The sequence below is a fragment of the Parabacteroides leei genome, assembly GCF_023369805.1.
GTDB classification, from domain to species: Bacteria; Bacteroidota; Bacteroidia; order Bacteroidales; family Tannerellaceae; genus Parabacteroides; species Parabacteroides leei.
Genome location: NZ_JAMBQG010000016.1, coordinates 1 through 19371 on the forward strand (window position 1 = coordinate 1; position 19371 = coordinate 19371).

The 19371-nt window shown below is 44.8% G+C and carries 18 protein-coding genes; 10 read left to right on the plus strand and 8 right to left on the minus strand.

Annotated features, from left to right (window positions below):
* Nucleotides 1-168: 168 nt before the first annotated feature.
* The gene (galB, locus tag M1P97_RS19350; protein ID WP_249389939.1) at nt 169-2676 is read right to left on the minus strand and encodes a beta-galactosidase GalB; all 2508 of its coding nucleotides are present in this window, start codon (nt 2674-2676) and stop codon (nt 169-171) included.
* Nucleotides 2677-2791: 115 nt separating this feature from the next.
* Between galB and M1P97_RS19355 the strand changes: the two genes are divergently transcribed.
* The 3 genes from M1P97_RS19355 (at nt 2792) to M1P97_RS19365 (ending at nt 5258) form a co-directional block, all read left to right on the plus strand.
* A complete protein-coding gene (locus M1P97_RS19355; protein WP_195374441.1) occupies nt 2792-4096 on the plus strand; it encodes an anaerobic C4-dicarboxylate transporter family protein in 1305 nt (434 codons plus the stop codon).
* Between the two features lie 115 nt (nt 4097-4211).
* Nucleotides 4212-4796: a cupin domain-containing protein gene (locus M1P97_RS19360; RefSeq protein WP_249389940.1), complete on the plus strand. Its 585-nt coding sequence runs from the start codon at nt 4212-4214 to the stop codon at nt 4794-4796.
* Nucleotides 4797-4895: 99 nt separating this feature from the next.
* Complete coding sequence (locus M1P97_RS19365; protein ID WP_195374439.1) at nt 4896-5258, plus strand: thioredoxin family protein; 363 nt, start codon at nt 4896-4898, stop codon at nt 5256-5258.
* Here M1P97_RS19365 and M1P97_RS19370 read toward each other — a convergent pair.
* Nucleotides 5242-5892 carry a DUF5715 family protein gene (locus tag M1P97_RS19370; protein ID WP_195374438.1) on the minus strand — a complete coding sequence of 217 codons (651 nt, stop codon included), beginning with the start codon at nt 5890-5892 and terminating at the stop codon, nt 5242-5244. The two genes, M1P97_RS19365 and M1P97_RS19370, sit on opposite strands and share 17 nt — an antisense overlap.
* Nucleotides 5893-5998: 106 nt before the next feature.
* Here M1P97_RS19370 and M1P97_RS19375 point away from each other — a divergent pair, with 106 nt between their 5' ends.
* From M1P97_RS19375 to M1P97_RS19395, 5 genes are all read left to right on the plus strand, one after another.
* Entirely contained in the window at nt 5999-6166 is a 168-nt protein-coding gene (locus M1P97_RS19375; protein ID WP_249389941.1) for a hypothetical protein, read from the plus strand.
* 116 nt (nt 6167-6282) lie between these two features.
* Nucleotides 6283-7299 (plus strand): PhoH family protein, encoded by a 1017-nt coding sequence (locus M1P97_RS19380; RefSeq protein WP_195374437.1) that lies wholly within the window; start codon nt 6283-6285, stop codon nt 7297-7299.
* 7 nt (nt 7300-7306) lie between these two features.
* Nucleotides 7307-8257, plus strand: coding sequence for a phosphoribosylaminoimidazolesuccinocarboxamide synthase (locus M1P97_RS19385; protein ID WP_195374436.1), 951 nt, complete (start codon nt 7307-7309; stop codon nt 8255-8257).
* 6 nt (nt 8258-8263) lie between these two features.
* Nucleotides 8264-9028, plus strand: a complete 765-nt coding sequence (gene ubiE / locus M1P97_RS19390) for a bifunctional demethylmenaquinone methyltransferase/2-methoxy-6-polyprenyl-1,4-benzoquinol methylase UbiE (protein WP_195374435.1) — start codon at nt 8264-8266, stop codon at nt 9026-9028.
* 18 nt (nt 9029-9046) lie between these two features.
* Nucleotides 9047-9787 carry a shikimate dehydrogenase family protein gene (locus M1P97_RS19395; protein WP_195374434.1) on the plus strand — a complete coding sequence of 247 codons (741 nt, stop codon included), beginning with the start codon at nt 9047-9049 and terminating at the stop codon, nt 9785-9787.
* 247 nt (nt 9788-10034) lie between these two features.
* On the opposite strand, the gene M1P97_RS19400 is transcribed toward M1P97_RS19395, so the two are convergent.
* On the minus strand, nt 10035-10799 hold the full coding sequence (locus M1P97_RS19400; protein WP_195374433.1) for a TIGR03915 family putative DNA repair protein: 765 nt from the start codon (nt 10797-10799) through the stop codon (nt 10035-10037).
* 4 nt (nt 10800-10803) lie between these two features.
* Complete coding sequence (locus tag M1P97_RS19405) at nt 10804-12063, minus strand: putative DNA modification/repair radical SAM protein (protein WP_195374432.1); 1260 nt, start codon at nt 12061-12063, stop codon at nt 10804-10806.
* A 67-nt stretch (nt 12064-12130) separates the two neighbouring features.
* Here M1P97_RS19405 and M1P97_RS19410 point away from each other — a divergent pair, with 67 nt between their 5' ends.
* The gene (locus tag M1P97_RS19410; protein ID WP_195374431.1) at nt 12131-12958 is read left to right on the plus strand and encodes a helix-turn-helix domain-containing protein; all 828 of its coding nucleotides are present in this window, start codon (nt 12131-12133) and stop codon (nt 12956-12958) included.
* Here M1P97_RS19410 and M1P97_RS19415 read toward each other — a convergent pair.
* The gene (locus tag M1P97_RS19415) at nt 12953-14167 is read right to left on the minus strand and encodes a multidrug effflux MFS transporter (protein ID WP_195374430.1); all 1215 of its coding nucleotides are present in this window, start codon (nt 14165-14167) and stop codon (nt 12953-12955) included. The two genes, M1P97_RS19410 and M1P97_RS19415, sit on opposite strands and share 6 nt — an antisense overlap.
* Nucleotides 14168-14314: 147 nt before the next feature.
* Between M1P97_RS19415 and M1P97_RS19420 the strand changes: the two genes are divergently transcribed.
* Entirely contained in the window at nt 14315-15487 is a 1173-nt protein-coding gene (locus tag M1P97_RS19420) for a glycosyltransferase (RefSeq protein ID WP_195374429.1), read from the plus strand.
* Nucleotides 15488-15490: 3 nt separating this feature from the next.
* On the opposite strand, the gene M1P97_RS19425 is transcribed toward M1P97_RS19420, so the two are convergent.
* From M1P97_RS19425 to M1P97_RS19435, 3 genes are all read right to left on the minus strand, one after another.
* The gene (locus tag M1P97_RS19425) at nt 15491-16735 is read right to left on the minus strand and encodes an ABC transporter permease (RefSeq protein ID WP_195374428.1); all 1245 of its coding nucleotides are present in this window, start codon (nt 16733-16735) and stop codon (nt 15491-15493) included.
* Between the two features lie 86 nt (nt 16736-16821).
* On the minus strand, nt 16822-18021 hold the full coding sequence (locus M1P97_RS19430; protein ID WP_195374427.1) for a pyridoxal phosphate-dependent aminotransferase: 1200 nt from the start codon (nt 18019-18021) through the stop codon (nt 16822-16824).
* 141 nt (nt 18022-18162) lie between these two features.
* Nucleotides 18163-19059: a YitT family protein gene (locus M1P97_RS19435; protein WP_195374426.1), complete on the minus strand. Its 897-nt coding sequence runs from the start codon at nt 19057-19059 to the stop codon at nt 18163-18165.
* Between the last annotated feature and the right edge of the window lie 312 nt (nt 19060-19371).

A 19371-nucleotide genomic window follows, 5' to 3' on the forward strand; every position in this document is an offset into this window, starting at 1 on the left:
TAATCGCCCAAGAGGAATACCATGCTGAATTTTCGTTACAATGTTTAGTTTCTCTTCAAAACTGTGATGTCTATACATAAAAAATGCACCCCTAAAGTTTTATGTCTAACTTTTGGGGTGCACTTCACATTTCTGCGAAGGGGATTTTCTTTATACATTAAAATAACCTTATCGGCTGATCAACTCAATCTGCGCACTCTTCACACCCGGTGAGGAAGCCTCGAAGTAGATTGTTCCCGGAGTTTCTTCCGTTTGCACAATTGCTGTAAGCTGGCCGCTGAACAATTTCATCTGCGGAGCCTGGAAAGACTCGAGGCTGGCAGCGTTACCGTTGGCTGCCGCTTTATATGTTCCGGCACCACGAACGTTAAACTTGATCTGGTTGGTTGCATCCGGACAAAGGTTTCCATTCTTATCCACCACCCGTACGTTGATGAATGAAAGGTCTTTGCCATCGGCTGTCAGGTTGGTACGGTCGGCACTCAGTTCGATATGATGAGGTTTGCCGGCTGTATGCACTTCTTCTTCGGCTACGGCATTGCCATCCTTATCGTAGGCTACCACCTTCACTGTTCCCGGTTCATATTTGGTGTCCATCCACATCAGGCGATAACGTTTCTGACGTTCGAAACTCTTCTGGGCAGCCTCGGTATAACTGCTGTCGATGCCGATACTCAGATCTTTCGTACGTTTGCCCTGGCTTTTCCCGTTGATGAACAGTTCGGCAGAAGGATAGTTGGTATAGACGAATACCGGAGTCACTTCACCCTCACGTCCCGGCCATGTCCAGTGAGGCAGGATATGCAAAGTCTTTTCCGCTTTGTTCCAATGGCTGCGGTACAGGTAGTAACGATCCTTGGGGATACCTGCCAGGTCGATGATACCGAACAGGGAACTGTGGCTCGGCCAGTTGGTGTAATACGGGGTCGGCTCGCCCAAATAGTCGAAACCGGTCCATACGAATTCGCCGATACAATACGGCAGGTCTTCGTGCTGGATAAAGTCATCTTCCGGCAGGTTCGACCAACCGCAATGTTCCACATCGTAAGAAGAACTCTGGTGGTCGTCGTAAACTGCCATCGCCTTGCGTTCAACGGGGAACTTATACACGCCACGTGAACTTACTGTCGAAGCCGTTTCACTTCCCAGAATGATCTCCTGCGGCAGCTTCTTATAGTTTTCCTGATATTTGAACGGACGGTAATTGAAACCGGCCACTTCCATCACAGCTGCAAAGTTATTGTTCACAACAGCATCCGGGGCATCCATCCCCTGGGTAACCGGGCGGGTCGGATCTTCACGATGGCAGATATCCTGCAGGAAGCGAGCTATCTTGGCATCGCCTTCACGCCACTGGTTCGGCACTTCGTTACCGATACACCACATAACCACACTCGGATTATTGCGGAAATTATGAACCAGGTTAACCATATCTTTTTCAGCCCATTCATCAAAAAACAGGTTGTAACCGTTCTTACATTTAGCCACGTTCCATTCGTCGAAGCTTTCAGCCATCAACATCATACCCATCTCATCACAAGCCTTCACCAGGTCGGGAGCCGGCATATTGTGTGAGGTACGGATCGCATTACATCCCATATCTTTCAGGATACGGATCTGGCGACGGATAGCCGCATCATTCACGGCAGCACCCAACGGACCCAGGTCATGATGGTTACAAACACCTTTGAAAACAGTCTTCTCACCATTCAGGAAGAAACCTTTACCCGGAATGATCTCGATCGAACGAATACCGAACGGAGTCGAATAAGTATCTTTCAGCTCTGTCCCATTCTTATAAAGACGACTTTCCGCCACATAGAGGGCAGGCATATCCGGCGACCAGAGTGTCGGGGTATGAACGATAAATTCCTGATCGACCGTACCGTTATTATAAACGATATCCGTCAACGGCAGTGTAGACTCCACCAGCATTTCCCCGTTCGGGTTGCGAAGGCTTGTCTTCACGGCATATTGCTTCGGATCGGCTCCGGCAGGCAAATCGACCTTTGTGTTTACATTTACTTTGGCGAACTCTTTCTTTACGACAGGTGTCGTTACAAAGGTTCCCCAAACCGGAATATGGGCATCTTCCGTGACGATAACATGCACGTTACGATACAGGCCGGCTCCGGGATACCAGCGGGAAGACTCCGGCAGGTTTTCCAGGCGGACAGCCAGCGTATTCTTCTGCCCCGGTTTCAGATACTTTGTAATATCAAAATGGAAAGAATTATATCCGTACGGCCAATAACCGACTTCCTGTCCGTTGATATATACTTTGGCGTGGCTCATCGCCCCGTCAAAAAGGATCGTAGCCTTCTTCCCATCGGCAAACCGGGGCACCTCAAACTGGGTACGGTACCAACCCACACCGACAAAAGGCAGACCTCCTGTACGACCGGCATGTTCCATTGCCTCTTTCTGGCCATCCTGTGAAATAGCCACTTCCTGTTTGTCGTTCTGGGAGCTGAACGGACCGTAGATGGCCCAATCGTGCGGAACCGTCACGGATTGCCATTTACTGTCGTCGAAAGCGGGTTTGATAAAGTCGGAGTTATCTTCGCGAGTAAACTTCCAGTTCTTTTCTAACAGAAATTCACTGCGGACCTGGGCCGATAAGCTAGTTACCAGTCCTAATAACGCGACTAAAATTAGGGATTTGAATCTTTTCATGCGCATTTTAAATGTATTTGTAGTTCTTAGCTCAGCAAAAATAATGAGTTTTTAGTTCTAAATCACTAAATTTGCAACTTTTAGAAACTAAATCTACAATAACAAGTTACTGAATATGTTAATTCAACTAGCATTTGTATTAATTGCAATTATAATCGGAGCCCGCCTTGGTGGTATCGGGCTCGGCGTTTTAGGTGGGCTCGGGCTTGCCGTACTAACTTTTGTCTTCGGTCTCGAACCGACCTCTCCCCCTATCGACGTGATGTTAATGATCGTAGCAGTCATTGCAGCAGCTAGTTGCATGCAGGCTGCAGGAGGTTTGGACCTGATGGTGAAATGGGCAGAAAAGCTTCTTCGGAAGAATCCTTCCAAAATTACAATATTAAGTCCGCTCGTCACCTACATTTTTACGTTTATTGCCGGAACCGGCCATGTCGCTTATTCCGTACTCCCGGTGATTGCCGAGGTGGCGACTGAAACAAAAATACGTCCCGAACGTCCGTTGGGTATTGCCGTGATCGCTTCACAGCAGGCTATTACCGCCAGCCCGATCTCCGCGGCAACCGTAGCCTTATTAAGTATGCTGACCGGACACGGATTCGATATAAGCCTGATTAATATCCTGATGATCTCTGTCCCCTGTACATTGGCAGGCGTATTGGCCGGAGCTTTTTACTCCCTCCATGTCGGCAAAGACCTGGAAGACGATCCCGAATTCAAAAGACGTATCGCCGAAGGAGAGTTCAAGACGGAGAAATATGAATTGAAGGACGTAAATAACAAGAAGGCGGCAGCCTGGTCGGTTGCCATCTTTATTCTGGCTACGATCGGTATTATCCTGTTCGGTTCTATCGAAAGCATCCGTCCGGTATTTAACGGGACTTCCTTGTCTATGGCTTACATTATTGAAATATTGATGTTATCGGCAGCCGCCATTATTCTGTTGGCTACTAAAACCGACGGGATCAAAGCCGTGCAAGGTTCTGTTTTCTCAGCAGGTATGCAGGCTGTCGTTGCCATCTTCGGTATAGCCTGGATGGGAGATACATTTATCGGAGGAAATATGGCGGAGCTGAAAGGCTCTATCGAACAGATCGTTACTGAAATGCCCTGGTTATTCGGTATCGCTCTATTCCTGATGTCTATCCTGTTGTTCAGCCAGGCTGCGACCGTACGCGCTTTATTGCCTTTAGGTATTGCACTGGGAATCTCCCCTTATATGCTGATCGCCCTTTTCCCCGCAGTAAACGGTTACTTTTTCATTCCGAACTATCCGACCGTAGTGGCTGCCATCAATTTTGACCGTACAGGAACGACACATATCGGAAAATACATATTAAATCACTCATTTATGGTTCCCGGACTGATCGCGACCGGCGTTTCCGTATTGCTTGGTTTACTTCTTATCCAGCTGTTTTAATAGTAATGAATATACTTCTTATCTAAAAAAATAAGAGATTCTAACACTCACAGCACTATCGTTTTAGGAGGAAAAGACTTATCTTTGACAGAATCGTAAACACAAAAGGCAGAGGATGACAGTGGAGAACTTTATCTTGCCGGATCTTTTAAAGAATATGCGTATTTTTAACGGAGAAGTAGAGAATTTTAAAGTATTACAACATTCAGCCAGATCTAATCGGGAAAACATCCGCACTTTCCTGACACATCATTCTATTGTATATGTAGTATCAGGAACGCTTCATCTGATGAATAACGGTTCCGAACTATTTGTACAGGAAGGCGAAATGTGTCTTATCGCTCCGGGAGCCTATTTCTCCTCGGAGCTCATCGGCAATCGGAACTATTCCATGCTTGCCCTATTTTTCAATCAATGGACCGCACAATATATTCTTAAACTACCCGGAATAACCGGTATCTTAAACGAACAACATAAACCGGCCTCTTGCCAGAAGGTACATATTATCCCTAAAGAGAATATATTCCGAAACTTTTTCGACTCCATCGAATTATATTGCAAACTTGAAAAAGAGGTGAAGAATGAAATGATACCCGTCAAATTCGCCGAACTGATTTATATATTATTGGAAGGTCCGCATAAACAAACGATACTGTCGTTCCTGTCAGAAGCAGTGATGCACGACAAGAAAAAGTCCTAAAACAACTTTCGGAAAATTGACAATAATATAAGTCATATTGCCATTTCATACCTCACCTATCCGATGTAACTTTGCATCATCAATTAAAACAAAAAGCATATGAAACCCATAGAACTGACAAAAGCAGAATTCATCCGGAAAGTTGGTAACTTTGAAGCTGATCCAAAAGACTGGAAATATATAGGAGATAAACCTTGTATCGTAGATTTCCAGGCACCCTGGTGCGGTTACTGCAAACGCCTGGACCCGATACTGGCTGAGTTTGCACAGACTTATGAAGGACAATTATATATCTACAAAGTAAACGTAGACAACGAAGAAGAGTTGGAGACAGCGTTCAACATCCGCACAATACCGACACTTCTTCTATGTAAAATGGACGGAACGAAAGAACTCATGCTGGGCACACTCCCCAAACATGAACTGAAAAAGGTGATCGAAAACCTTATTTCCGTACAGTAATGTGAAAACATCCTTGCTTGCGTTCGTGCTTTATATAACAGCGGTCTTCTCGTCTCAGATCGCGAAGCACGGATGCAAGTACCATTTTCAAACGGTCGTTGTCGATGTTCAGCGTATCTTTCTCATCTATCTTGGTATAGCGTACCCACGAAACGTCGAAAGTGGTTCCATAACGGTGGGCAGAGTTCATCGATGCATTGTAGTTACGTTTACCCAATTTCTTGACATCGTCTACGGTACGGGTAACACTGGTTACTTTCACCTTATATAAAGATGCATTCAGATTGTACAGCGAGTCCTGAAAATTGCGGCCGATATCCTCCAGCAAAGTAGCCGCTTCAGGGATCAGATAAGGGATGGAGTGTTTCAACTCTTCTACCTCATAATAATCGTTGGTCTTGATTTCTTTCATTTTCTTTGAAGCATGTCCGGCTTCTTCCCGGTTACCGATAGGCTCAATACCAATCTTTTGTGCCACCGCCAGCTGAACATCGTTCAGATCATTAAAATCACGATTATAACTGCCATTATACCATATGGTTTTCAACTCACCACGTTTTTCTTTACAAGAAGAAAAAGCACAAACAGCCATAAATACGGCCAGCAAAGTCATTATATTTATAAATATCTTCATCCTTTTTGATTTTGGGAAACAAAAATAGGAAAAATACCAGACTTAACAGGATAAGGGAAAGAAGATTTCGTACTTTTGTGAACAGCATAAATAAAAGAATATGGATATGAGCACTTTAGAACTGAAACTTTCACTGATTGAACAACTGACGCAAATCGACGATGAGCAGTTGTTGCATAAGATCAAAAATCTGATCAGCCCCGACCTCATCGAAAGACATGCCATATGGGATTGCAGGCAAGACGACTGGAAACTAAAAGATATGTTCCCATAGTTATTCTCAAAAAAAAGCCCAAATCTATTTAGGAGATAAAGAATATTACTAATTTTGCGTACCTGAATAAAAAGCAGGATAGAACATAAAACTATAAGGAAAAAGGATAAGAACGGATGATAGAACGAATATATATTCTTGAAAGTGTAGACCCGGTTATTTTTTACGGAGTGAATAATGCGAACATGCAACTGATAAAAACGTTGTTTCCGAAACTTCGCATCGTAGCCCGCGGAAATGTGATGAAAGTAATCGGTGATGAAGATGAGTCCGAGCTATTCCTGAAGAAAATCCGCGAAGTTGAAAAATACTGTGAAGAGTTCAACTCCCTGACAGAAGACGTGATCCTCGACATTATCAAAGGAAAGACTCCGACAGTCGTTAAACAGGAGAACCTGATCATTCACGGTATGAATGGTAAAGCGATCGTTGCCCGTACCGAAAACCAGCAACTGCTCGTTAAGGCTTTCGAAGAGAACGACCTTGTATTCGCCACCGGTCCGGCCGGGACAGGTAAGACATTCGTTGCCATCGCTCTTGCCGTCAAAGCATTAAAAAACAAAGAAATAAGAAAGATTATCCTGAGTCGTCCCGCCGTTGAAGCCGGAGAAAAACTGGGCTTCTTGCCGGGAGAGATGAAAGACAAACTCGATCCGTATCTCCAGCCTCTGTACGATGCTTTGCAGGATATGATACCGGGAGCAAAACTCAAAGAATATATGGAGAACAATGTCATCCAGATCGCTCCGCTTGCTTTTATGCGCGGACGTACGCTGAACGATGCCGTAATTATCCTCGATGAAGCACAGAATACGACTACGCACCAGATCAAAATGTTCCTGACCCGCCTGGGGATGAACGCAAAAATGATCGTTACCGGTGACGTCACCCAGATAGACCTTCCCCCTACCGCCACTTCCGGACTGGTGCAGGCCATGCAGATCCTGAAGGGAGTGAAAGGGATCGGCAGGATCGAATTCGACAAGAAAGATATCGTCCGTCATAAGCTGGTACAACGTATAGTGGAAGCGTACGACAAATTCGACGACAAACGACGCAGTGAGACAAAGCCCCACTCGCCTAAAACAACAATAGAAAAGAACAACAAACTATCAGAAAACAATCAAAAATAAATTGGTCATGAAGAAGGCGTTAGTTAAAACAGATTACAATTTTCCGGGACAAAAGAGTGTTTATCATGGTAAAGTACGCGACGTGTACAATATCAACGATGAAGTATTGGTAATGGTCGCAACCGACCGTATCTCTGCTTTCGACGTAGTATTACCGGAAGGAATTCCTTACAAAGGCCAGATGTTGAACCAGATTGCAGCCAAATTCCTTGACGCAACCACCGACATTTGCCCGAACTGGAAAATGGCCTCTCCCGACCCAATGGTTACCGTTGGTGTACAGTGCGAAGGTTTCCCTGTCGAAATGATCGTACGCGGTTATCTTTGCGGTAGCGCATGGCGTGCTTATAAGAGCGGTGTTCGTGAAATCTGCGGTGTCAAACTGCCGGAAGGTATGCGCGAAAACCAACGTTTCCCGGAACCAATCATCACTCCGACAACAAAAGCAGCTATCGGTGCTCACGACGAAGACATCTCTAAAGAAGAAATCCTGAAACAGGGACTTGTTTCTGAAGCAGACTACGCCGTACTTGAAAAATATACAATGGATTTGTTCAAACGCGGAACAGAGATCGCAGCCGGACGCGGCCTGATCCTGGTCGACACCAAATACGAATTCGGACACCGTGACGGTAAGATCTACCTGATCGACGAAATCCATACTCCCGACTCTTCCCGTTACTTCTATTCCGAAGGTTATGAAGACCGTTTCGCCAAAGGTGAACCGCAGAAACAGCTTTCAAAAGAATTCGTTCGCGAATGGTTGATGGATAACGGTTTCCAAGGTAAAGCAGGACAGGTGGTTCCTGAAATGACTCCGGCTATCGTCGAAGGTATCAGCGAACGTTACATCGAGTTGTTCGAACATATCACCGGTGAAAAATTCGAAAAAGGCGATACAGACAATCTGTTGGCCCGCATCGAAAAGAACGTAACAGACTATCTGAAAAATAAATAAGAGCATATGAAGTACGGTTCAGAACAGATATTACCTTACAACGGAGAAGAACAGAAGAGCACACAAGTCAGACGTATGTTCGACTCGATTGCAGGCACCTATGATCTATTGAACCATACGCTCTCGTTCGGAATCGATAAAATATGGCGCAGGAAAGGCATTGCTTTCCTGCGTCCTTTTTCTCCGCAGTCTATACTGGATATCGCCACCGGAACAGGCGACCTCGCCATTTCCATGCATCGCAAACTGAAAGCCCGGCAGATCATCGGGGCCGACATTTCCGAAGGCATGATGCAGGTCGGACGCGAGAAAGTGGCCAGGGCCGGTTACTCGGAATATATATCATTCGAACAACAGGACTGTACGGCGCTCACCTACCCCGACAATTCGTTTGACGCCGTAACTGCTGCATTCGGAGTACGTAACTTTGAAAATATCGAACAAGGGATAGCAGAGATGTTCCGGGTATTGAAACCCGGCGGTCATCTGATGATCCTCGAGCTTTCCACACCGGAACATTTTCCGATGAAACAACTTTACCGGATCTATTCAAAGACGATCATTCCATGCATCGGCCGGTTATTTTCGAAAGAAAAGGCTGCTTACAGCTATCTGCCGGCATCTATCAAAGTAGTTCCGCAAGGAAAGGTGATGAAAGAACTGCTCGTTCGCCGGGGATTCTCCGAGGCACGGGTTCGCACCTTTACTTTTGGAATTTGTTCATTATACACAGGTTGTAAGGGTAGTTCGCAAAACACCCCTACGAAATAAACAGAAAGAGAAAAGGCTATGCAGAAATATGGTTTATTGGGATATCCACTCGGGCACTCGTTTTCCAAAACTTATTTCAACCAGAAGTTTGAGGCGGAAAAAATAAATGCTCAATATATTAACTTCGAGATTCCGAACATCAAGGATATCAAAACAGTATTGAAAGAGAATCCGGACTTAAACGGTCTGAACGTGACGATCCCTTACAAGGAACAGGTTATTCCTTTTCTGGACGAACTGGATGAAGACGCACGTCTGATCGGTGCTGTGAACGTGATAAAGTTCACCAAAGGCCTTTTCGGTAAAAAGCTGAAAGGATACAATTCCGACATTATCGGGTTCAAGCAATCGATTGAACCGCTTTTGAATGAAACACACCGAAAAGCACTGATCCTGGGTACCGGCGGAGCTTCGAAGGCTGTCTTCCAGGGTTTAAAACAGTTGGGAGTCGGGGCCACGCTGGTTTCACGCAAACCCAAAGAATTTTGTATCACTTACGATGAGATCACGCCTAAAATAATGGAGCAATACACCGTGATCGTCAATACGACCCCGCTGGGAATGTTTCCGGATATCAATAAATGCCCCGACATTCCTTACGACCTGCTCACACCCGATCATCTGTTATACGACTTGTTGTATAACCCGGATGAAACTCTTTTCATGAAGAAAGGGAAAGAAAAAGGAGCCGTTGTCAAGAACGGACTGGAAATGTTGTTACTTCAGGCATTCGCAGCCTGGGAGATTTGGCAGAAATAAATTCAGGGCTTTCTCACTGTAAGAAACGTTCGCCCACATTTTTTGAAGCTCTCTCACCGTGAGAAACGTTCGTTAACGTTTTGGGGAGCTTTCTCACTGTGAGAAACATTCTTTTTTGCTTTTTTGAAGCATTCTCACCGTGAGAAACGTTCTCTATCCTTTTTTGAAACTTTCTCACAGTGAGAAGCCTTCTCCATTTCTTGTTGGAGCTTTCTCACGATGAGAATCCGCTTTTTATCCTGTTCCTCTATTGTTTTTCCGTCATATATTTCCAGAAACGGGCAGGCATATGCTGCCGATGCAATTTCGGGTTCAGCCGTTCCTTGATGGCGATCGATTTAAAATAAGTCTTCCACATCTGCTGGAAAAGTTTTTCATCCTTATCCATGATACTTTCACTGAGGAAACCGGAAAGCAGATGGGCCTCCTTATGCTCAAAACGCACTTCGACAGCTTCCGTCAGGTCATAATAATAACCATATTCGCGTTTCAGGTCATACACCAACCATTTCTGATCGGAAAAGCGATCCTTTAAATGAGGAATAATCAGGGGTAATACATTATATACAGGTTCCAGTGCCGCAAAGAAAGTACCGTCGGCCGCCTTCTGGAAACGGAAGAACTGCATGTTGCGGAGCCGTTCGTTGTTTACCTTCTTCCATATTTTAGCCAGTTCCAACACATCCGGATCACCGAAATTCAGCTCTATCGACCGGGGATGATCGACTGCTTTACGGATATAACGAAACAGCAGCATATCTATCTCCGGCAACTCCGACAACCAGGTCACCGTCAGCATCGAAAGCGAGGTCTGCGACAATTTCTTTTGCAGCCCTTTCCATACCCGGTCTGCCTTCCCGCTGTCCGAACAAATGGTAACCGTTTCCTCACAGAACAGGGGCAACGGCTCTCCTTCCGTCCTCAGCGCATCCGGAAACGATTTACGGGAATACGCATCGAAGACGGCCGTTAGCAATCCTTCAAAAGTCTTATCGTATATAAAAACTACCATAATATTATTCCGGAAACTGTAAAGTCAATTGCCTGTCGTCTATCTTCTTTCTGCCTTTTTGTAATAACAGATGGCGGACATTCTCCGGTTTCAGCTCATTTACCGTATGCATCGGCAGTTCATTGCAGGTGATAAAATATTGCGCCTTCTTCATCACAATACCCATTTTCTTTAATTGCTCGGCTCCCAGGCGACCATAACGGCGGGATACGACGATCAGTTTAGCCGACTTCACGCCTATGCCCGGTACGCGGAGGAGCATTTCATAATCTGCTTTATTAATATCGACCGGGAACGCCTGCGGGTTACGCAACGCCCACGATAGCTTCGGATCTAATTCCAGATCGAGATCCGGATAGGCATCGTTCACGATCTCATCCACCTTAAACTGGTAGAAACGCAATAGCCAGTCGGCCTGATACAAACGGTTTTCGCGTACCAAGGGAGGCTGCTTCAGCATCGGTAGACGTGTGTCGTAATCATTCACAGGGATAAAGCCGGAATAATACACCCTTTTCATTGTCGGACGCTGATAAAGTGCCGACGACAGGCGAAGGATATCTTTATCCGTGTCGGCCGTAGCCCCTACGATCATCTGCGTGCTTTGTCCCGCCGGGGCGAAACGCGGAGCATGCCGGAACCGCTTACGCTCTTCCGCACTCTGCAAAACGCCTTGCTGGATATAACGCATCGGAGCAAAGACACTCTTAAAGTCTTTCTCGGGAGCAAGTACCTGCAAGCTTTGTTCATTCGGGATCTCGATATTCACACTCAACCGGTCGGCATACAGACCGGCTTCGTTCACCAGTTCCTGACTGGCACCGGGAATACTTTTCATGTGGATGTACCCGTTGAAACGGTGTATCAGGCGCAGATCCTTTATGGCACGCACCAATCGCTCCATCGTATAATCCGGGCTCCTGACAACCCCCGAACTCAGAAACAATCCTTCGATATAGTTACGACGGTAGAACTCGATCGTCAGATCGACCAACTCCGAAACGGAAAGCGTCGCCCGCGGCAGGTCGTTGCTCCGGCGGTTGATGCAATAAGCACAATCATACATGCATGAATTGGTCAGCATGATTTTCAATAAAGAAATACACCGTCCGTCTTCCGCAAAACTATGGCAAATACCCCACCCCGCCGCGCTTCCTATCATTCCGCTTTTCTTGGAACGGGAAGTACCGCTTGACGCGCAGGATACATCATATTTAGCCGATTCAGCTAATATCTTTAGTTTTTCGAGAACAGTTTCATTCATATTTCAGGAGGATATGCCACACAAAAATAAGGATTAAAAAGCTATCTTTGCGATAAAATATAGTGAAATGTTCTTAGATAATATTCCCGTACATAACCTGGATGAAACGGACTTCTTCGTCGTCGAACGGATCGAGAACTGCGCGCCTTTGAATTTTCAGGGATCGCACCGACATAATTTCTACGAACTGCAATTCTTTACGGAAACGGGGACAAACGAAAGCCACAATATCGACTTCGTCGAATATCCATTGCAAGCAAACCTGCTTTACCTGCTCCGTCCAGGACAAGTACATACACTGAAATTAAAAGATCAGAAAGGATTCCTGTTCGCCATCAATCCCGATTATTTCGAGCGTCTCTGCCTTCATATCGAGAGGTATGCGGATCATACATTTCCAACTATGCTTCTTCTCCCGGAGAAAGAAATCCCGGCTATCCGCCAAATCATTCAACTGATCTACACCGAACATGAAGGGCTGCACCGAAAAAGCCTGCTCAACTCATACATGCACGCCTTGATCACCCATCTGTTATTATTATACACCGATACCCGGGTCGACCAGGATATACGCGTCAGTAAAGTCTTGTCCTTGATAGACAAATATTACATCAACGAGCGATCCACCGACTTCTACGCCTGCGAAGTAAACCTCAGCAACAAACGGATGAACGAACTGACAAAAAAGGCCGTCGGCCACACAGTCAAACAACTGATAGACCAACGGCTATTACTGGAAGCCAAACGCATGATCAGTTCCGGTGCTTCGAGCTTCAAGGAAATTGCGTTCAACCTGGGATTCAGCGAAGCTTCTTATTTTACCCGCTTCTTCAAGGAACAAAGCGGCTGTACCCCCGAACAATTCCGGTCGTTATTGAAGAAAGACCTGTCATGAACGGACTTTGATCATCGCCAACCGTCGCCGCGTATCGACAAACAACAGCATAAAAGAGGTTAGCCCGCAAACGAACAGTCCGCACATCATCGGCACCACCGAATTGTTCTGCAGGAAACTGACCACAGCCGACAGTATCCCGGTAAACAACAATTGCAGAAATCCCATCAATGCCGAAGCCGCCCCGCTGTCTTCCTTAAAATAAGCCAGTCCAAGCGAAGTCGTTGCCGGCAGCAACAATCCGATCGGGATCAGATTCAGGAAAACCAACACCAATAAAGGCACGACAGAAGTCGACACCAACGAAGTTACCACCAGCAACACCCCGATCAACAATTGAAAAGCAAGCGTATATCTCACCAGCTTCTTCAACGTCATATATTTCAGAAAGAAATTAATAATATAGGTACCGAACATCAAGCCCAACGAATTGACCGCGAAAATAATGGCAAACATATCTCCCGACATTCCGCCCTTTTCCATGATCAGGAACGGAGCATTGGAAACATATACCATCAAACCACCGTAAGCCATACAGCCTATTATCGTATAAACCATATACGGCCAAACTTTCATCACCCGTACGTACCCTTTCACCATCTCCCGCAACGAAGGTTTCTTCGCTTTCACACCTTCGGGTAAAGGTATCGATTTACTTTTCGGAAGGAATATCCAGGTCAGCAGAATGGTACAAGCACCTAACAACGCCATCGTATTGAACACCCCGTGCCAATGCCATTGTTTCAACAGCAAATTGCCGATAGTCGGAGCAATTACAGGAGCAATACCTGAAATAATCACCAATAAAGAGAACACCTTCGTCCGTTGTTCATTCACAAACAAATCGTTCACCGCTGCACGTCCGACCACAACACCGGCACATCCTCCGAAAGCCTGAAAGAAACGGATCACCCAAAGTTGTTCGATCGAAGTCACATAGATGGAAGCAAACGAACTGACGGTATATAAAGCAGTCGCGAGCAAGATCGGATTTTTCCGTCCGTAATAATCGGAAAGCGATCCCCAAAACAGTTGCCCGATAGCAAAACCCGCCAGGAAGATGGATAAGGATATTTGTACTTCACTCAGAGAGACCTGCAGACTTTCGGCAATATCCGTAAAAGCAGGAAGATAAAGGTCTATACTCAAAGGTTCCAGTGCAGCCAGTAAGGAAAGGACCAGAACCACAATTCCCATTTTTCTATTCATCACGTTATTCCTATTAAAATTACCGCGACAAAAGTACTGTCTTCTTTCCGTCCGCCTTTTACATTAATTGCACATTTACTGGGATAATATGGTTATTAAGCAGGAAACATGTACATTTGTACGTTTTTTAAAAATACAGCCTCGATAATGAAAGACTTATTTATACTCAACAATATAGAACTGATCCTGGCAGGTATAACTGCCGGTTTATTTATCATTCAACTTTTGTATTATCTGGTGACATACGCCCGCCCATTAAAGGAATCCAAGAGAAACAATACAGAGAAAAAAGAGGCCCAACCGGCCGTATCTGTTATTGTCTATGCAAAAAACGAATCCGAAAACCTACGGAGACATTTACCATCTTTATTGACTCAGGACTATCCCGAATATGAAGTAATCGTGGTGAATGACGGCTCTACGGACGAGAGCGATGAAGTATTGAAAAAGCTAAAAAACGACAATAAACATCTGTATCACACCTATATTCCGGAAGACGTAAAATACCTGAGCCGAAAAAAACTGGCCCTGACTGTCGGAATCAAAGCTGCCCGACACGACGTCCTCCTTTTCACGGAAGCGAACTGCGAGCCAATGAGTAAGAACTGGATCTCCACGATGGCACGTAACTATAATAAAGAAACCAGTATCGTATTGGGATTTTGTGCTTACGGCAACCATAAGGGCTTCTTCCATAAACTAGTCGCTTACGATAACCTGATGAGCGGACTACAATATATATCCTCAGCCTTAACCCGCCACCCTTATGTCGGCAACGGACGTAACCTATCTTATAAAAAAGATTTATTCTTTGCCCACAAAGGATACTATAAATCCTTGAGCCTGCACGCCGGAGACGACGACCTGTTTATCAACGAAGCGGCAAACGGTAAAAACACAAAAGTGGAATATACTCCCGAAAGCATCACTGAAATGGCAAAAATAGAACGGTTCGGTATGTGGAAAGAAATGAAAGTTTCACGCGCTGCCACCCATCGTCATTATAAGGGGGGGACACTGACTTTCTACAGGATGGAAAGCATGAGTTATTTCCTCTTCTTCCTGGCGGTTGTTGCCGCAATCGTTCTCGGTATTTACGGAAACTGGCTGTTATCCGTTCTCGCAGGCTTGTTGTATATCACCAGATTTGTAGTGAAAGCGACAATCCTGCATAAATCAGCTCATTTGTTACAGCAGAAGCCGGTAACAGGCTGGTTATTCTTCCTTGAACTGATTCTACCTTTATTCAACCTATATGTAAGGATATACCGGGCGTTTCGCGGGAAAAACGACTACACTTTCCGGTTGGGAAACAAATAAAGATTATTCGAAACGGATACTTTTTGCCGGATCGATCTTGGTGATCAGGTAAGAAGGGCCCAGCATCATCAGCATAGACGCACATAAAGTTCCGATATTCAACAGGACAAGCGATAGAATATTCAGGTCGATGGGAACTGCATCCAGATAATAAGTGGAAGGATCAAGCGTGATAATATGGAAATGAGACTGTATCAGACAAATAGCAATACCGATCACATTCCCCCAAAGCATTCCTTTCCCGATAAGGAAAAAAGAAATATAAAGAAAGACTTTACGGATACTGGTATTGTTTTCCCCCAGTGCTTTCAGGATACCGATCATATTGGTTCGTTCCAAAATGATGATCAACAGGCCTGAGATCATGGTAAATCCGGCTACTGCAAAGATTAGGACCAATATCACCACCACATTTATATCCAATACATCCAGCCAGTTAAAGATCATGGGGTTCATTTCCTTTATCGAACGAACAAAATAGGTATTCCCGTTCCGGTCCTGCTTCTCTACGAGATCGAAATACAAATCCTCCGCAGTCTGATCCAGATCGTCATAATCATCGACCAGTAATTCCAGACCGCTCACCTGATCCTTTTCCCAACCGTTCAAACGGCGGATCTGCTTGATATCAGCCAATACAAACAACTTATCATAATCCAGGAATCCCGTCTCATAAATACCTGTAATCGTAAATTTACGTGCACGGACATCTTCTTGTACAAAATAAGTCAGAAAAGAATCCCCCAGTTTAAGACCAAGCAGATTAGACAGATATCTGGAAATAATAACATCTGTGGAAGTTTTATCCGGATTTATCGTGAGTATTTCGCCCTCCTTCAGGTTATTGCGAAAGAAAGACCAGTCATAATCCGTATCCACCCCTTTCAATACAACTCCCTGAAAATCGTTATCGGTCTTCATAATCCCCATCTTCGTGGCAAAAGTCTCCACATGGCGAACCCCGGGAAACGCATGAAGCGCCTGAAGCAAAGAATCGCTTACCGCTATCGGTGTCGACTCGTACGAACTATTATTATCAAAGTTAGTGATCTGGATATGAGAACCAAACCCGATCACCTTATTACGGACTTCCTTCTTAAAACCAATTACGATCGCTACAGAAAGAATCATCACAGCCAGCCCGAGTGCAATACCGATTATGGCAATACGCACAGCAGGAGGTGTGACCTGACGATCACCCTCTTTGCTAAAATGAATTCTTTGCGCTATAAATAGTTCTAAGTTCAATTCGATTCAGTTGATAGTTGACAGTTGACAATCGACAATTGAACAAACATTTAACTGCCAACTGTCACTTGTCAACTGCCAACTGATTAAACGACTCTTCCCGGATATGCCTCCAGTGCCTTTGCTAAGACGATCAGTGCATTAGCTAAGTCTTCCTTTTTCAGGACGTAAGCGATACGAACCTCGTTCTTTCCTAAGCCGGGTGTTGTATAAAAACCGGAAGCCGGAGCCATCATAACCGTCTGTCCCTCATATTCGAACTCATCCAGACACCAGGCACAGAACTTGTCGGCATCGTCTACCGGCAACTTGGCTACGGTATAGAATGCTCCCATAGGGATCGGAGAATAGCATCCCGGAATACGATTCAAGCCGTCGATCAGGAATTTACGACGTTCCACATATTCGTTATACACCTCCAGCATATACTCTTCAGGCGTATCCAATGAAGCCTCGGCAATGATCTGTCCGATCAATGGAGGACTCAAACGGGCCTGACACCATTTCATAACATTTTCCTTCACCATCTGGTTCTTCGTGATCAGCGCACCGATACGGATACCGCATTCGCTGTAACGTTTAGACACTGAATCGACCAACACCACGTTATTCTCTATCCCTTTCAAATGGAAAGCAGAGATATAAGGGGCCCCGGTATAACAGAACTCGCGATATACCTCATCCGAGAAAAGGAACAGATCGTACTTCTTCACGATATCACGGATCTGATCCATCTCCTTTTGTGTATAGAGATAACCGGTCGGATTGTTCGGGTTACAGATCAGGATCGCTTTCGTACGCGGTGTGATCAGTTCCTCAAAACGTTCTACCGATGGAAGAGCGAACCCCTCGTCGATAGTGGACGGAACCGTTTTGATCACAGCCCCGCAGGAGATAGCGAAAGCCATGTAGTTCGCATACGCAGGTTCCGGAACAATGATTTCGTCACCCGGGTCCAGGCAAGCCATAAAAGAAAAAAATACAGCTTCGGAGCCACCGGTAGTGATGATTATATCGTCAACATCTACATTGATATTGAATTTCGCATAGTAGGTAACCAATTTCTCACGGAAACTACGTATTCCCTCACTGGGAGAATACTCCAAAACTTTACGGTCAATACGGCGCATGGCCTCCATCGCGACTTCAGGAGTAGGTAAATCCGGTTGACCGATATTCAGATGGTACACCTTGGTACCCTTTGCCTTAGCCTTATTGGCTAGCGGAACTAGTTTTCTAATGGGGGAAGCCGGCATGTCGACACCCCGCTGTGAGATATTAGGCATTACTTTTTCTATATGTTAGTTTAAAGTTCGGCAAAGATAGGAAATAATTGAAAATTGAAAGTTGAAAATTGAAAATTAATGTCGGTTTGCACGTTTTCCCGTCATTTAATTTTCAATTTTCAATTATCATTTTTCAATTCCTCAAATTCCCGGACGAGGAGAATCCTTGCTTGCATGCATTGTCGATATAAAGGCACTCGGATCTATCTCTTTGATCTCATCTTTCAAACGCGGCATGTCCTTACGTTCGGCTATTGTAAAAATGATCTCTTTCTCCTTACCTTCATACATTCCCCGTCCGTGCAGGAATGTACCGCGCATCCCCATCTTTCCGACAATAAGATCCTTTATTTCCTGTGTCTTTTTCGACACGATAAATACGGCACGGTTCGGGTTTTCCGTCTGGAACATCTCAACAACCTTGCCATATACGAAAATAGTGAACCAGGAATACAAAGGAACAGCCCAATCCTTAAAGACGATTAAGCCCAGCAATACGACTGCCGAATCCAGCAGAATGATCATATTGCTGACTTTCAGATTGGAATTGTTGGCTATCACGCGGGCAAGAACATCTGTTCCTGCACTCGTACTTTGCGCCTTAAAAATACAGGCTACACCGATACCCAATATTGCTCCGCCATAAAAACAGGCTATAAAAGTATCGTTCTCCACCAACGGTTCATTTCCACAGAAATACGACAAAGTATCCGTAAAGATGGATATCAGAAGGAATGTCACAATCGTTTTAGGACCGGACGACAGACCGATCTTTTTCATTGCCAGGATCATCAACGGAATATTAAAGCATAAAGCAGTAGCACCCATCGGCAAACCATCCGGAAAAATCGAGAAAACCCCTTTCGTTACATAATGTATCACAATGGAAATACCATAACACCCTCCCGGAACAATCTTAAAAGGAGCAAGGAACAATACATAACTCAGTGCCTGAAGAAAAGCCCCGACCACGATAAAAGAGTAGTCGACGACAGCACTTTTCAAAGTAGCATTAGAAGGAAGACTTAGCTGTTTCATAACAAAGATTAAACGTTATTTCATTATTTGTTTTTTTAGTGTCGCAAAGATATAGAAAAAAAGAAGAGACTGCACCAACAAAATGTGCAATCTCTTCTATCAATTTTCAGTAACCGTTCTCCGAATGATATTTTATCCGAATCCTTTCTTTATTAAAGGCTCAATGCGCGGTTATTATTATTTGTTACATTCAACAATGTTACATATTTGCGATACTAATCCTGAGTCAGAATCTTTTTCTACCCAAGAAGAAATTAATTGTAAATAATAACAAGTAAATATCTATTGAATTCCGATCAATCCACGAAATAT

What these genes read in the sequence shown, in the direction of transcription:
- galB (WP_249389939.1), bottom strand. Translation starts at nt 2,676, where the DNA reads ATGAAAAGATTCAAATCCCTAATTTTAGTCGCGTTATTAGGACTGGTA.
- M1P97_RS19355 (WP_195374441.1), top strand. Translation starts at nt 2,792, where the DNA reads ATGTTAATTCAACTAGCATTTGTATTAATTGCAATTATAATCGGAGCC.
- M1P97_RS19360 (WP_249389940.1), top strand. Translation starts at nt 4,212, where the DNA reads ATGACAGTGGAGAACTTTATCTTGCCGGATCTTTTAAAGAATATGCGT.
- M1P97_RS19365 (WP_195374439.1), top strand. Translation starts at nt 4,896, where the DNA reads ATGAAACCCATAGAACTGACAAAAGCAGAATTCATCCGGAAAGTTGGT.
- M1P97_RS19370 (WP_195374438.1), bottom strand. Translation starts at nt 5,892, where the DNA reads ATGAAGATATTTATAAATATAATGACTTTGCTGGCCGTATTTATGGCT.
- M1P97_RS19375 (WP_249389941.1), top strand. Translation starts at nt 5,999, where the DNA reads ATGAGCACTTTAGAACTGAAACTTTCACTGATTGAACAACTGACGCAA.
- M1P97_RS19380 (WP_195374437.1), top strand. Translation starts at nt 6,283, where the DNA reads ATGATAGAACGAATATATATTCTTGAAAGTGTAGACCCGGTTATTTTT.
- M1P97_RS19385 (WP_195374436.1), top strand. Translation starts at nt 7,307, where the DNA reads ATGAAGAAGGCGTTAGTTAAAACAGATTACAATTTTCCGGGACAAAAG.
- ubiE (WP_195374435.1), top strand. Translation starts at nt 8,264, where the DNA reads ATGAAGTACGGTTCAGAACAGATATTACCTTACAACGGAGAAGAACAG.
- M1P97_RS19395 (WP_195374434.1), top strand. Translation starts at nt 9,047, where the DNA reads ATGCAGAAATATGGTTTATTGGGATATCCACTCGGGCACTCGTTTTCC.
- M1P97_RS19400 (WP_195374433.1), bottom strand. Translation starts at nt 10,799, where the DNA reads ATGGTAGTTTTTATATACGATAAGACTTTTGAAGGATTGCTAACGGCC.
- M1P97_RS19405 (WP_195374432.1), bottom strand. Translation starts at nt 12,063, where the DNA reads ATGAATGAAACTGTTCTCGAAAAACTAAAGATATTAGCTGAATCGGCT.
- M1P97_RS19410 (WP_195374431.1), top strand. Translation starts at nt 12,131, where the DNA reads ATGTTCTTAGATAATATTCCCGTACATAACCTGGATGAAACGGACTTC.
- M1P97_RS19415 (WP_195374430.1), bottom strand. Translation starts at nt 14,167, where the DNA reads ATGAATAGAAAAATGGGAATTGTGGTTCTGGTCCTTTCCTTACTGGCT.
- M1P97_RS19420 (WP_195374429.1), top strand. Translation starts at nt 14,315, where the DNA reads ATGAAAGACTTATTTATACTCAACAATATAGAACTGATCCTGGCAGGT.
- M1P97_RS19430 (WP_195374427.1), bottom strand. Translation starts at nt 18,021, where the DNA reads ATGCCTAATATCTCACAGCGGGGTGTCGACATGCCGGCTTCCCCCATT.
- M1P97_RS19435 (WP_195374426.1), bottom strand. Translation starts at nt 19,059, where the DNA reads ATGAAACAGCTAAGTCTTCCTTCTAATGCTACTTTGAAAAGTGCTGTC.